The 12,900-nt window shown below is 72.6% G+C and carries 11 protein-coding genes; 1 reads left to right on the top strand and 10 read right to left on the bottom strand.

Features of this window, described 5'->3' with window-relative positions; genetic code table 11:
• Positions 1-38 precede the first annotated feature (38 nt).
• The 6 genes from IEY61_RS00225 to eno all read right to left on the bottom strand — a co-directional run bounded on the left by IEY61_RS00225 (position 39) and on the right by eno (position 4,685).
• Positions 39-536: an LppU/SCO3897 family protein gene (locus IEY61_RS00225; RefSeq protein ID WP_189040159.1), complete on the bottom strand. Its 498-nt coding sequence runs from the start codon at positions 534-536 to the stop codon at positions 39-41.
• A 111-nt stretch (positions 537-647) separates the two neighbouring features.
• A complete protein-coding gene (locus IEY61_RS00220; protein WP_189040499.1) occupies positions 648-1,586 on the bottom strand; it encodes a Ppx/GppA phosphatase family protein in 939 nt (312 codons plus the stop codon).
• Between the two features lie 43 nt (positions 1,587-1,629).
• On the bottom strand, positions 1,630-2,139 hold the full coding sequence (locus IEY61_RS00215) for an amino-acid N-acetyltransferase (protein ID WP_373293076.1): 510 nt from the start codon (positions 2,137-2,139) through the stop codon (positions 1,630-1,632).
• Between the two features lie 26 nt (positions 2,140-2,165).
• On the bottom strand, positions 2,166-2,723 hold the full coding sequence (locus IEY61_RS00210; RefSeq protein WP_189040158.1) for a DUF501 domain-containing protein: 558 nt from the start codon (positions 2,721-2,723) through the stop codon (positions 2,166-2,168).
• Positions 2,724-2,739: 16 nt separating this feature from the next.
• Positions 2,740-3,372, bottom strand: a complete 633-nt coding sequence (locus IEY61_RS00205) for an FtsB family cell division protein (protein WP_189040157.1) — start codon at positions 3,370-3,372, stop codon at positions 2,740-2,742.
• A 29-nt stretch (positions 3,373-3,401) separates the two neighbouring features.
• The gene (gene eno, locus IEY61_RS00200) at positions 3,402-4,685 is read right to left on the bottom strand and encodes a phosphopyruvate hydratase (protein ID WP_189040156.1); all 1,284 of its coding nucleotides are present in this window, start codon (positions 4,683-4,685) and stop codon (positions 3,402-3,404) included.
• 221 nt (positions 4,686-4,906) lie between these two features.
• Between eno and IEY61_RS00195 the strand changes: the two genes are divergently transcribed.
• A complete protein-coding gene (locus IEY61_RS00195; protein ID WP_189040155.1) occupies positions 4,907-5,599 on the top strand; it encodes a hypothetical protein in 693 nt (230 codons plus the stop codon).
• A 14-nt stretch (positions 5,600-5,613) separates the two neighbouring features.
• On the opposite strand, the gene IEY61_RS00190 is transcribed toward IEY61_RS00195, so the two are convergent.
• The 4 genes from IEY61_RS00190 to mfd all read right to left on the bottom strand — a co-directional run bounded on the left by IEY61_RS00190 (position 5,614) and on the right by mfd (position 12,775).
• Positions 5,614-7,230, bottom strand: coding sequence for a DUF885 domain-containing protein (locus IEY61_RS00190; protein WP_189040154.1), 1,617 nt, complete (start codon positions 7,228-7,230; stop codon positions 5,614-5,616).
• 99 nt (positions 7,231-7,329) lie between these two features.
• Positions 7,330-8,295: a nucleoside triphosphate pyrophosphohydrolase gene (locus IEY61_RS00185; protein WP_189040153.1), complete on the bottom strand. Its 966-nt coding sequence runs from the start codon at positions 8,293-8,295 to the stop codon at positions 7,330-7,332.
• Positions 8,296-8,297: 2 nt separating this feature from the next.
• Positions 8,298-9,056 (bottom strand): hypothetical protein, encoded by a 759-nt coding sequence (locus IEY61_RS00180; RefSeq protein ID WP_189040152.1) that lies wholly within the window; start codon positions 9,054-9,056, stop codon positions 8,298-8,300.
• 53 nt (positions 9,057-9,109) lie between these two features.
• Positions 9,110-12,775, bottom strand: a complete 3,666-nt coding sequence (mfd, locus tag IEY61_RS00175; RefSeq protein WP_189040151.1) for a transcription-repair coupling factor — start codon at positions 12,773-12,775, stop codon at positions 9,110-9,112.
• Positions 12,776-12,900: the final 125 nt, after the last annotated feature.

The following is a 12,900-nucleotide window of genomic DNA, read 5'->3' as shown; positions in this document are numbered from 1 at the left end:
CCGCCGTCGACCATGGTGGGGATGACGCTGGGGTCCGCTCAGGACCGCTTGGTCAGGCAGAGCAGGTAGCCGGTGCTCCCCGGCTTGATGGAGGAGAAGACGTAGCCGTCGTCGCCCTCCTTGAAGTACTGGTCGCATGCCTCGCCGGAGCTGGCCTGCGCCTCGGTCTGCCCGTCGACCCGACCGACGACGTTGTACACCGCCTTGCTGTCGGTGCAGGCGACCACCTCCGCCCCGTCGACCTTGGTCTCCTTCTCGCCGAGGTTGGTCGCCGACAGCTCGGCGATGCAGTCGCCGACCTTCGCCTCGGCCGCCTCGTCGGAGTTGCGCAGGCTGCCGAGACCGAACTTCAGACCTGCGACGACCGCGAAGGCGGCGATCGCGCCGACGACGCTGAGGAGCTTCTTCTTACCCCCACCGGAGCGCTGCTCCGACTCGGCCGGCGGGGGCGGCTGCACGCCCGCCGCGGGCGGTGCCGGCGCGCCCGGCGGGGTCGGCGGGGCGTCTGAAGACGGCGGGACTGCCTGCTCTGACACGAATTTTCCTTCCGAGGGACGAATGAGCAGACGACACCGTAGCGATCATCGACGTCGCCTGGTGTCCCGCAGACCTCATCCGTTCAGCTATTTCCCAGGCTTCCCGGACCGTCAGGCTCTCGGCGCGAGGCTCCAGGCGATGCCGTCGAGGATGTCGTGCTCCGAGGCGACCACCGAGTCCGCGCCCACCCGTTCCATGCTCACCTGGAGCACGAGCGCCCCCGCCCCGATCACGTCGGCCCGGCCGGGGTGCATCACCGGTATCGCCAGGCGCTGCTCGCGGCTCTTCGCCAGCAGCTCCGTGGTCACCTCCGCCACCCGGTCGTACGACACCCGGGCGTGGTGGATCCGGCTCGGGTCGTACCCGGTGAGTCGCTCGGCGATCGCGACCACGGTGGTGACCGACCCGGCGAGCCCGACCAGGGTGGCCGCCTCGCGGCCCGGTACGACCTCCAGCGCCCGGTCCACCGCCACCGCGATGTCGGCCCGCGCGGCGGCGATCTCGTCCGGGCCGGGCGGGTCGCCGCGCAGGTGCCGCTCGGTCATCCGGACGCAGCCGATGTCCATCGAGACGGCCGCCCGCACGCCCGCGTCGCGGTCACCAACGACGAACTCGGTCGAGCCACCGCCGATGTCCACCACGAGGTACGGCGACCGGGCATCGGCGGGCAGCCCGCGCACCGCACCGGTGAACGAGAGCCGGGCCTCCTCGTCGCCGCTGACCACCTCGGGCGCGACGCCCAGCGTCCGCTCCACCATGGCCCGGAAGTCGGCCGCGTTCCGCGCGTCACGGCTGGCCGAGGTGGCGCACATCCGCACCCGCTCGACGCCCAGCTTCGCGATGTCGGCGGCGTAGTCGGCCAGCGCCACCCGGGTCCGCTCGATGGCCTCCGGTGCCAACCGTCCGGTCTGGTCGACCCCCTGCCCCAGCCGGACGATCTCCATCCGCCGGCACACGTCGACCAGCGGCGCGACCGGTCCGGCGGACGGGTCGGGCAGATCGGCGACCAGCAACCGGATCGAGTTGGTGCCACAGTCGATGGCCGCCACGCGCGTCGTCACGCGGGCCACCCTACAGCGACCGCACGGCCCGTCAGAGCCGCAGCAACATCCGGGTGTTGCCCAGGGTGTTCGGCTTGACCCGCTCCAGGTCGAGGAACTCGGCGACACCCTCGTCGTACGAGCGCAGCAGTTGCTCGTAGACCGATTGCGGCACCGGCGCGCCGTCGATCTCGGTGAAGCCGAACGAGGCGAAGAAACGGGTCTCGAAGGTCAGCACGAAGATCCGCGACACACCCAACTCCCGCGCCGCCTCGATCAGCTCGGCGACGATCCGGTGCCCGAGCCGCCGTCCCTGGCAGGCCGGGTCGACGGCGACGGTGCGGATCTCGGCCAGGTCCTCCCACATCACGTGCAGCGCGCCGCAGCCCACCACCGTGCCGTCGGCGACCCGGCTGGCCACCCGGAACTCCTGCACGTCCTCGTAGAGCGTCACGGTCGCCTTGCTGAGCAACCGGCGGTCGTCGGTGTAGGTGTCGACCAGTCGTCGGATCGCCCGCACGTCAGCCGTCCGGGCCCGCCGGATCACGAAGTCGTCGGGCAGGGCTCCGGTCGGTGCCGCGTCGACGCTCACTCGGCTTCCGGCACGTCGACGCAGCGGCCGGCCGCCCACCAGGGCTCCACCAGTGCCAGGGCCTCGTCGCCGAACGGGTTCGTCCCCGGCCCGGCGGCGAGCGCGTGGCCGATCTGGACGTGCAGGCACTTGACCCGTCCGGGCATGCCGCCCGCCGAGATGCCGGCGATCTCGGGCACCTCGGCGATCGCCTCCCGGCGGGTCAGGTAGTCCTCGTGCGCGGCGCGGTACCGGGCGGCCAGTTCCGGGTCGGTGGCCAGCCGGTCCGCCATCTCGCGCATCAACCCGGCCGACTCCAGCCGGCTGCACGCCGCGGTCGCCCGGGGACAGGTCAGGTAGAACAGCGTCGGGAACGGGGTGCCGTCGGCCAGCCGAGGGGTCGTCTCCACCACGTCGGGCAGGCCACACGGGCATCGGTGGGCCACCGCACGGGTCCCCCGTGGCGGGCGTCCGAGCTGCGCGGCCACCGCGGCCAGGTCGGCGTCGGTGGCCGGCTCCCGCTTCGGTGGGGGTACGGAAGCCGCCGCCGGCTCCTGCGGTGGTACGACGGTCACGCTGTGATGTCCCCGTTCACTCGTCGGCCTGGTTGGCGTCGGCGGCCCGCACGCTCGACCAGAGGGTGTCGTACCACGCGTCTGGCGGGGCCTGCGCCGCCGGGTCACCGGTTTCGCCCGCGTCCCGGGCGGCACCCGCCGGGTCCTGGAGCAGGATGACCATTTTCTCGCCAGGGCGGCGCATGAAGAACCGTTCCCGGGCCTTGGTCTCGATGTACGCCTTGTCGTCCCACTTCGCTGCCTGCTCGGTCAGCTCGGCGATCAGCTTGCGCTGGGCCGCCTGCGCGGCCTCCATCCGCTCGATGTCGGCCTGCTGGTCGAGGTAGACCCGGACCGGATAGGTGTAGGCGAGGGCGAGCGCGATCAGCACCGCGAAGAGCACGGTGGCCCGCCCGGTGAGACCTCGGGATGAGGATGCGGTGCGTCGGATGGCCCCACCGCCGGCCGTGGCACGCCGGGCAGCGGCGGGCCGCTTGGCGGAGCGTACGCCTTCGGCACCGCGAGCGGCCGAGGGCGTACGGCCGGCGGCGGCGCGCGGCGTGGCGCGGACCCCACCGTCCCGGACGGCACCCCGGCCAGCGCCGGACCGGCCGGTGACACCCGGCCGGCGGGCCGGGCGCGGACCGCCCGGCGTGCGGCGCTGCTGCATCACATCCCTCCCCCGAGGTCTCGCACTCGTCAGGCGGAACGGTAGCGCGGGAAGGCGCCCGCGCCGGCGTACCGCGCCGCGTCGGCCAGTTCCTCCTCGATGCGCAGGAGCTGGTTGTACTTCGCGACCCGGTCCGACCGGGCCGGGGCACCGGTCTTGATCTGGCCGCAGCCGGTGGCCACCGCCAGGTCGGCGATGGTGGTGTCCTCGGTTTCGCCGGAGCGGTGGCTCATCATGCACTTGAAACCGGCCCGGTGGGCCAGGTCGACCGCGTCCAGGGTCTCGGTCAGCGAACCGATCTGGTTGACCTTGACCAGCACCGCGTTCGCCGTCTTCTCGGCGATGCCCCGGGCGATACGCTGCGGGTTGGTGACGAACAGGTCGTCACCGACGATCTGAATCCGGTCGCCGATCGCGGCGGTCAACGTCTGCCAGCCGGTCCAGTCGTCCTCGGCCAGCGGGTCCTCGATCGACACGATCGGGTACGCGTCGGCGAGCTTGGTGTAGTACTCGCTCATCTCCTCGGCGGTCTTGGCGACCCCCTCGAAGGTGTAGGTGCCGTCGGCGAAGAACTCGGTGGCCGCCACGTCCAGCGCGAAGACGATGTCGGTGCCGAGCCGGTAGCCGGCCTTCTCCACCGCCTCGGCGATCAGATCCAGGGCGGCGGCGTTGGTGGGCAGGTTCGGCGCGAAGCCACCCTCGTCACCGAGCCCGGTCGACAGGTCCTTCTTCTTCAGCACCGACTTCAGCGCGTGGTACACCTCGGCGCCGGAGCGCAGCGCCTCCCGGAAGCTCGGCGCGCCGATCGGCGCGATCATGAACTCCTGGATGTCGACGTTGCTGTCGGCGTGCGCCCCGCCGTTGAGGATGTTCATCATCGGCACCGGCAGCAGGTGCGCGTTCGGCCCGCCCAGGTAGCGGAAGAGGCTCAGGTCGGCGCTGCCGGCGGCGGCCTTGGCCACCGCCAACGAGACCCCGAGGATGGCGTTGGCGCCCAGCTCGGCCTTGTTGTCGGTGCCGTCGATGTCGAGCATCTTCTGATCGATGACCCGCTGCTCGCTGGCCTCGTAGCCAATGAGCTGGTCGACGATCCGGTCCTCGATGTTGGCGACCGCCTTCTCCACTCCCTTGCCCAGGTAGCGGCCCTTGTCACCGTCGCGCAGCTCGACGGCCTCGAAGGCGCCGGTGGAGGCGCCCGAGGGCACCGCCGCCCGGGAGATCGTGCCGTCGTCGAGCCCGACCTCGACCTCGACCGTCGGGTTGCCCCGCGAGTCCAGGATTTCTCGAGCCTCGATTACCTCGATGGTTGCCACTGAGTCGCTCCTCGTTCGTGTGCTCTCGTCCGATCCGGGCCGCGACGGTGCGGCTGAGGCGGGTGTTCAACGCAGCGTATCGGTCCCCGCCCGCCGGCACCGCGACCGGGCGGACCGTGGCCCCCGGTCCGGCCGCCGCCAGGTCGGACATTCCCGCATTTTCGTGCGTCAACCGGCAACGAGTTTGCACGAGTGGGATCCGATCGATCAGGCTGGTCGCCATGCCCGCCGCCTCGACCACCTTCCGTACGCTCGCTGTGTCGGCCATCACGTTGCTCACCGTCACCGGCTGTCAGGCCCTGAACGACGCCGGACGGGCGATGGGACGGGCCGACATCGTCAACGACCTGGCCGCCCGGATGGACCGGGCATTGGAGTCGACCTACTCGGCGGAGTACCAACTCCCCGGCGGGAAGACCGCGACAATTAGCCAGGCACAGGACCCGGCCCGGTCCGCGTACGCGTGGCCGGGCGGCAAGTTCACGGCCACCGAGGAGGCGACCACCCGCTGCGGCGTCAAGGGCGAGCGGACGACCTGCGTCCTCGATACGCCTCCCGCCCCGAACGCCAAGCCCTCCGTCGCGGTCTTCGCCGCGGCCGAGCGGGAAGGGCTGGTCACCCCGCCGATGGTGATGGGGTTGCTGACCACCGCGGCGCTGGACCCGAGCGCGGTGATCACCCAGAGCGACACCACGGTCGCCGGGCTCCACGCCACCTGCGTCGACATCCGCCAGAACGCCGACGCCTTCGCCGCCTGCGTGACCGGGGAGGGCACGCTGGGCAGCTTCACCGGTCGGATCGACGGCGAGCCGGTGGAACTGGCGCTGAGCCGCTACCACGAGCAGGTCGACGGGGCGGCCTTCGATTTGCCGCCGGGCGCCGACGTGGTGGACCGCCGCCCCGCCACCTCCTGACCGGCCGGCGCCGCTCACCGGTCGAGCAGGGTGCGTAGGTGGCGCGGGGGTGGGCAGTCGTGGGCCAGCATCTCGTCGTGCCAGTCCCGCAGCGGCACGTCGGACGGGCGGGCCGCGGCGATCTCGGCGACCTCCTGATAGCCGACGAAATACGTCGACAGCTGGGTGGAGGTGAGCAGGGCCCGCCGCCACTTGCCGGCGGCCTCGCCCTCCTCCTGGAAACCCCGGCCGGTCAGCAGCGCCATCGCCTCCGCCTCCGGCAGCTGCTCGGCGTGCACCAGCTGGTCGAGCAACGCGTTGAGGGTCATCCGCAGCTGCATCTTCAGCTGCTGCAACCGCACCGGCAGGCCGCCGAAGCCGTACCGGGCCATCAGCTCCTCGGCGTAGACCGCCCATCCCTCGATGAACGGGCCGGATCGGGTCAGTGCCCGGACCCGGGTGGAGCCCAGGTAGCGCCGGGCGTGGGCGAGTTGGAGGAAGTGGCCGGGCATCGCCTCGTGCACGGTCAGGTTCCGGACCATGTGGTCGTTGTACTCGCGGTAGAACGAGTCCACCCGATGCGCCGGCCAGTCGGCCGGGGTGGGCGCGATGCAGTAGAACGTGGGCAGGTCGGCGGTCTCCAACGCGCCGGGCGCGTCGCAGTAGGCCACCGCCACACCGCGGGCGAACTCCGGCATCACCTGGATCACGCACGGGTCGTCCGGCACAGTGACCAGGTCATGGGCCCGGACGAAGTCACTCGCCTCGTCGAGGGTGACCGAGGCGAGATCGACGATCGTGTGGTCGTCCGGGTGCTCGGCGGCGAGCAGGTCCAGCGCCCGGCGTACCGTCTCGTCGTCGGCCGGGCCGCCGACCAGCTCGACCGCCGCCGCACGGATCTCCTCGGTGACCCGCTCGAGGTTCGCCCAGGCCCGGCGTTGGATCTCGGCGGCGCCCAGCTCGGTGTCGAGCGCGTACCACAGCCGGGCCTCCCAGCGTCGCCGGCCCAGCCGCGGGTCGCGATCCCCGGGGCCGGCGGCCAGGCCGGCGCGCAGCCAGGCGACGAACTCCTCCAGCGCCGCGATCGCCCGGGTGGCCGCCGGTTCGACCCGGTCGAGCAACGCGGGTGCCTGGGCGAGCAGCGCCGGCACCTCGTCGCGGATCAGCGCCGCCGTCCCGGTGAACTGCCCGACCGCGGTCTCGGCGTGGACCCGGGGTATGTCGCGCAACGCCGTGCGCGCGGTGGCCAGCGCGTCCGGTACGGCGTCGAGCCGGCCGGCGAGGGCGGTCAACCGTTCCTCGACCGGCGCGTACGGACGGGCGACGAGAGCGTGCAGCAGCGGCCCGGGATTGTGCACCAGCGGGTCCCACTCGTGCGCCCGGATCTCGGTCAGCTCGAACAGGTGTCGGTCGACCAGGGTGGCGAGCAGCGCGTGGTCCACCCGCTCCTCGATCTCCAGCGAATCCGGGTCGATCTCGCACAGCGCGCTCGCGGCGTCCACCAGCATCGCCCGGTCACTGCCCAGCGCATCGGCCGAGAAATCCGGCAACCGGTCGTCGAACCGGTGGTCCCCCACCGACGTGGCCGCCCCCGGCCGGCTGGCCAGCAGCGCCTCGACAATCCGCTCCCCTACCACCCCGAACCGTTCCACCCCCCGACCCTAACCACCCCCCGGCGCCTCCGCGCGCCCTGGTGATCAAGAAATTTGCGTCGCCGCCGGGGCGGTTTCCGACGGAAACTTCTTGATCAACTAGGGTTCGGCGGCGCGGACGGTCTCCGCGTAGCGCAGGGCCGTGCGGCGGAGGGCGGACTCGGGGTCCAGACCGGACGCGCCGGCCTGGGCGACTGCCGCCAGCAGGTTGGCGCCGAGGGTGCTTTCGGGGTCGGGCTGGGCCTCCGGCGGCGGGAGCGGCACGGTGAGACCGGCCCGTGCGGAGCGCTCCAGGATCTTGGCTGCCAGGGCGAGCGCGGGCTGGCTCAGCGCGATGCCGTCGAGCACCGAACCGCGGGGCTTCTCGGCCTGCTTGATCCGCTCCCAGTTGGCGGTGATCTCCTCCAGGCTGCCCGCCTCGGCACCGGCGAAGACGTGCGGGTTGCGCCGGATCATCTTGTCGACCAGCCCACCGGCCACGTCGTCCACGTTCCACCGCTCGCCCTCGGGCAGCTCCTCGGCGAGCCGGGCATGCAGCACCACCTGGAGCAGCACGTCACCCAGTTCCTCGCGCAGCGCGTCGGTGTCCCCGGCGCTGATCGCGTCGTACGCCTCGTAACACTCCTCCAGCAGGAACCCGGCCAGGCTGCGGTGGGTCTGCGCCCGCTTCCACGGGTCACCGTCGGGCGAGAGCAGCCGGTCCAGCACGGCGACCGCGTCGAGCAACCGGGCACCCGGCGGATCCCACGAGCCGTACATCAGCTCCAGCTCCGCCAGGCCCGGCTCGCGGGCCAGCCGCAGGCCCAGTTCGCGGGCCAGCGTCTCGTCCCCGGCCGGGCCGGCCAGCCAGACCACCGTCCCGTGCGTCGCCGCCGCGTCCAGCAACGCCGGCACCGCCGGGCCGTCGAGCATCCGCACCTCGCCGCCCGCCACCCGGATCGCCGTGGTCAGCTCGCTCTCCGTCGCGGCCAGCACCGGAGCGGCGCGTACGACGTCCCAGGCGGCCGCTGTCAGCAGACCGGCCGGCAACCGGGGCGAGGTGACCAGCAGGACGATCCGGGGCATGTTCAGCCGTCGGTCGGGCCGGCCGACGGCTGCGGCTTCGGGGTGGAGACGTCGGTGACCGCGCCGGAGGCCGGCTCACCCAGCGGCACGCCGACCGCGACGATCGGCGCCTCCCCGCTGAAGCTCAACACGGGAAAGACCAACGGCCGGTAGCGGGGGTTGACCGTCACGTCGTACGCCTCGACCGCCTGGGCCAGGGAGTTGCGGTTGGCCAGCGCGAAGCGGAGCTGCTCGCCGTCGAGCTGGGTGGCGGCCTGCTCGACGGTCACCTCGGCCGGCACCGCGCCGGCCCGCTTGCCCGCGGCCACCAGGTCGGCCAGTTCCTGCTCGCTGGGGGCCACCGGAGCCCCGACCGGAATGCCGGACAGGCACGCGTACAGCTCGGCGGTGCGGCGCACGTACCCGGTCTCGGGGTTCAGCCCGGCCCCCTGGGCGATCTGGGCCGGATCGACCTCCCGCTGCGGCCGGTAGCCCTCGGCGGCGGAGACCCGGTCGCAAACCTCGCCGAGCACCAGGACGCTCACCACCTCGCTGCGCCCGGGCAGCCGAGGCTCCGGCCCGGCCGGCATCTCGGTCGGGCCGGCCGTCTCGGTCGGCGCCGGGTTCTTCGCCCGCGCGTCGTCGATGATCTCGGTGACGGCGTCCTCGGTGATTCGATGGTCACCGACGTACGCGGCGACGCCGGGCTCGGAACGGCAACCGGAGAGGGCAACGAGGCCGACCGCCACGCTGGCGACGGCGATCAGACGGCGAGCACGCATGCCGGTCACTCTCTCATGCCCTCTGCCCACCCTGCGTAGGAGGGTTACGCCGGTCACGCCGCGGCGGCGACCGGGGCGCCGAGGACGTCGGTGAGGAGTTGGGCGCACCACTCCAGCAGGGCCTGGTCGCGCAGCGGCTCGCCGCCCACCCGGCGGGTGCTCGGCCGGGGCACGCTGATCTGCTCGAGTGCCGACTTGTAGACCGAGTCGGGGTGGTAGCGCTTGAGCCGCAACTGCTTGGAGTCCGGCAGCGGCAGCGGGCCGAAGCGGAGGTGCTTGCCCTGCATGCTGACGTCGGTCAGTCCGTAGCGGCGGGCCAGCAGCCGGAACTTCGCCACCGCGATCAGGTTCTGCACCGGGGCCGGCGGATCGCCGTACCGGTCGGTCATCTCGGCGGCCACCTCGCGCAGCCGTTCCTCGTCGCGGGCCTCGGCCAGCTTGCGGTACATCTCCAGGCGCAGCCGTTCCACGCCGACGTAGTCGTGCGGCAGGTGCGCGTCCACCGGCAGGTCGACCTTGACGTCCACCTCATCCTCGGGGCGTTCGCCCTTGAACGCCTGCACGGCCTCGCCGACCATCCGCACGTAGAGGTCGAACCCGACGCCCTCGATGTGCCCGGACTGCTCGCCGCCGAGCAGGTTGCCGGCACCGCGGATCTCCAGGTCCTTCATCGCCACGTACATGCCGGCGCCCAGCTCGGTGTGCTGGGCGATGGTGGCCAGCCGCTCGTGGGCGTGCTCGGTGAGCGGCTTGTCCGGCGGGTAGAGGAAGTACGCGTACGCCCGCTCCCGCCCCCGGCCCACCCGGCCCCGGATCTGGTGCAGCTGGGCCAGGCCGAGCAGGTCGGCCCGCTCCACGATCAGGGTGTTGGCGTTCGGGATGTCGATGCCGGACTCCACGATCGTGGTGCAGACCAGGACGTCGTACTCCTTCTCCCAGAAGCCGACCATGACCCGTTCCAGGGCGTCCTCGCCCAGCTGGCCGTGCGCCACCGCGACCCGCGCCTCGGGCATCAGCTCACGCAGCCGCCGCGCCGCCCGCTCGATCGACTCGACCCGGTTGTGCAGGTAGAAGACCTGGCCGTCGCGGAGCAGCTCGCGGTGGATCGCGGCGGCCACCTGCCGCTCGTCGTACGCCCCGACGGCGGTGAGCACCGGGTGCCGCTCCTCCGGCGGGGTGGCGATGGTGGACATCTCCCGGATGCCGGTGATCGCCATCTCCAGCGTGCGCGGGATCGGGGTGGCCGACATGCTCAGCACGTCGACCGCGGCCCGCATCGACTTGAGGTGCTCCTTGTGCTCGACGCCGAAGCGCTGCTCCTCGTCGACGATGACCAGCCCCAGCGACTTGAACCGGGTGGCCGCCGCCAGCAGTCGGTGGGTGCCGATGACGATGTCGGCGGTGCCGTCCGCGGCCATCTCCAGGGTCCGCTCGGCCTCCTTCGGCGTCTGGAACCGGGACAGCTGCCGGATCGTCACCGGGAACTGGCTCATCCGTTCGGCGAAGGTGTTGTAGTGCTGCTGGGCCAGCAGGGTGGTGGGCACCAGCACGGCCACCTGCTTGCCGTCCTGCACCGCCTTGAACGCCGCCCGCACCCCGATCTCGGTCTTGCCGTAGCCGACGTCGCCGCAGATCAGCCGGTCCATCGGGACGCTCTGCTCCATGTCCCGCTTGACCTCTTCGATGGCGGCGAGCTGATCGGGCGTCTCCTGCCAGGGGAAGGCGTCCTCCAACTCGCGCTGCCACGGGCTGTCCGGAGCGAAGTTGTGCCCCTTGGACGCCTTGCGGGCGGCGTAGAGCTGGATCAGCTGGGCGGCGATCTCGCGGACCGCCTTACGGGCTCGCGCCTTGGACTTCTGCCAGTCCGAGCCACCCATCTTGTGCAGGGTGGGCTGCTCCCCGCCGACGTAGCGGCTCAGCTGGTCGAGCTGGTCGGTGGGGACGAAGAGCCGGTCGCCGGGCTGGCCGCGCTTGCTCGGGGCGTACTCGATGACCAGGTACTCCCGGGACGCGCCGTTGACCGTACGCTGCACCAGCTCCACGTACCGGCCGATGCCGTGCTGCTCGTGCACCACGTGGTCGCCGGCGCGCAGCTCCAGCGGGTCGATGGTGTTGCGCCGCCGGCTCGGCATCTTGCGCATGTCCCGGGTCGAGGCGCCCCGGCCACCGGTGACGTCGCTGCCGGTGAGCAGCACGAACCGGGCCGCCTCGTCGACGAAACCACTGGTCAGGCTGCCGCAGGTGACCAACGGCTCACCCGGGGCGGGTGCCGCCGGCACCGCCTCGACCATCCGGGCCCCGAGGCCGCCGTCGCGGAGCACCTCCACCGCCCGCTGGGCGGGACCGTGCCCCTCGAAGACCAGCGCGATCGACCAGCCCTCGCCGGCCCACCGCTTCAGGTCGTCGACCACCCGGGCGGTCTCGCCGTGGTAGAGCGGCGCGGGCTGGGCGGTCAGCGCCACCGTGATCGCGTCGTCGGGGGTGACGTCGACCGCCTCCGGCTCGTCCTCCCAGGGTTGTCGCGCCACGGTGCCCGGCTCCGCCAGCCCGAACGGGGACAGCGTCCACCAGGGCTGGCGCAGCGCCGCGGCCGCCACGCGTACGTCGGCCAGGGTGCGGAAGGCGGCGGCGCCGAGGTCGACCGGGGCCTGGCCACCGACGGCGGCCGCCGCCCAGCTCGCCGCCAGAAACTCCGCCGAGGTACGCACCAGGTCGTGCGCCCGGGTGCGGATCCGCTCCGGATCGCAGAGCAGTACGTGAGTGCCCTCGGGCATGCAGTCCAGCAGCAGCTCCATCGAGTCTCCGCCGATCAGCGCCGGCGCGAGGGACTCCATCCCCTCGACCGGTACGCCGCCGGCCAGCTTGTCCAGGATCTCGGCCAGCTCCGGGTGCTGCCCGGCCAGCGTGGCGGCCCGCTCGCGGACCGCCGGGGTGAGCAGCAGTTCCCGGCAGGGTGGCGCCCACATCTGCGCGACCTGCTCGATGGTGCGCTGGTCGGCGACGGCGAAGGTGCGGATCTCCTCCACCTCGTCGCCCCAGAACTCGACCCGGGACGGGTGCTCGTCGGTGGGCGGGAAGACGTCGAGGATGCCGCCGCGCACGGCGAACTCCCCCCGCTTGGTGACCAGGTCGACCCGCGCGTACGCCATGTCGGTCAACCGGCGGGCCACCTGCTCCAGGTCGGCCTCGTCCCCGGCGGCCAACCGCACCGGCTCCAGGTCACCGAGCCCCTTGAGCTGCGGTTGCAGCACCGAGCGGACCGGCGCAACGACCACCCGCAGCGGCCCGGTACGCCCGTGCGCGTCGGCCGAGTCCGGGTGCGCGAGCCGACGCAGCACCGCCAGCCGCCGGCCGACCGTGTCGGAGCGGGGCGAGAGCCGCTCGTGTGGCAACGTCTCCCAGCTCGGGAAGATCGCCACCTGCTCCGGCGGCAGCAGGCTGCCCAGCGCGGCGACGAGATCCTCCGCCTCGCGGCTGGTGGCCGTCACCGCAAGCACCGGCCGCCCCGCGCCCCCGGCGAACGCGCCGTCCCCGCCCTGCCCATCGGCCGGGCCGGCGGGATCGGCCGCGACGGCGGCGACCGCGAACGGGCGCAGCGCCGGCGGGGCGGTCAGGTCGAGGCCGTCGACCTGGGCCGCACCGGAGCGCGCCAGATCGCGGACGCGGGCCAGGCCCGGGTCGGCCAGGGCAGCGGCGAACAGTCCGGTGAGCGCAGTCATGATCACTTCCGAGACGGAGACACGACGATCACCCCGCGTCCGTCCGGACGGGGGGTCATACCGGTCGACACTATCTCTCCGGCGGGAAATTCTGGGACGCCGGCCAGAGAGAGCTGGTGGGGTGT

It is taken from the genome of Micromonospora sonchi (assembly GCF_014646235.1).
In the GTDB taxonomy this organism is placed as follows: Bacteria; Actinomycetota; Actinomycetes; order Mycobacteriales; family Micromonosporaceae; genus Micromonospora; species Micromonospora sonchi.
Note: the sequence above shows the minus strand (reverse complement) of the source record. Positions and strands in the feature narration are given on the sequence as shown.

Bases quoted from the DNA above. Each gene is read 5' to 3' on its own strand.
- IEY61_RS00195 (WP_189040155.1), top strand. From the start codon at position 4,907: ATGCCCGCCGCCTCGACCACCTTCCGTACGCTCGCTGTGTCGGCCATC.
- IEY61_RS00185 (WP_189040153.1), bottom strand. From the start codon at position 8,295: ATGCCCCGGATCGTCCTGCTGGTCACCTCGCCCCGGTTGCCGGCCGGT.
- IEY61_RS00205 (WP_189040157.1), bottom strand. From the start codon at position 3,372: ATGCAGCAGCGCCGCACGCCGGGCGGTCCGCGCCCGGCCCGCCGGCCG.
- mfd (WP_189040151.1), bottom strand. From the start codon at position 12,775: ATGACTGCGCTCACCGGACTGTTCGCCGCTGCCCTGGCCGACCCGGGC.
- IEY61_RS00180 (WP_189040152.1), bottom strand. From the start codon at position 9,056: ATGCGTGCTCGCCGTCTGATCGCCGTCGCCAGCGTGGCGGTCGGCCTC.